Annotated in this window: 1 protein-coding gene; it reads left to right on the top strand. The window is 58.4% G+C overall.

The window, feature by feature from the left end; all coding sequences use genetic code 11:
- On the top strand, positions 1-250 hold a 250-nt coding region (locus Q4528_RS15125), incomplete at both ends, for a methylenetetrahydrofolate reductase (RefSeq protein WP_303522517.1).

Here is a 250-nt window from a genome sequence, read left to right as displayed (position 1 = left end):
CTGGAAGGGCACACGGAATTTCGCCCGCCGCTGCGGCACGCCGATCCCCGCCTGGGTGGAAGAAGCCTTTGCCACGGCGGAGCGCGACAATCGTCAGGATTTGCTGGCAACCACGCTTTGCACAGAGATGTGCGATACGCTGATTGGGGAAGGTGTGGACGCCCTGCATTTCTACACCTTGAACAAGCCAGAATTGACCCGCGATGTGTGTTTTGCACTGGGTGTGACGCCAAAGGGAACGTTGGAAAAC

The organism is Staphylococcus pasteuri (assembly GCF_030547725.1).
Taxonomy (GTDB): Bacteria; Bacillota; Bacilli; order Staphylococcales; family Staphylococcaceae; genus Staphylococcus; species Staphylococcus pasteuri.
The sequence above is the reverse complement of the archived record's forward strand: the minus strand, read 5'-3'. Positions and strand labels throughout refer to the sequence as shown.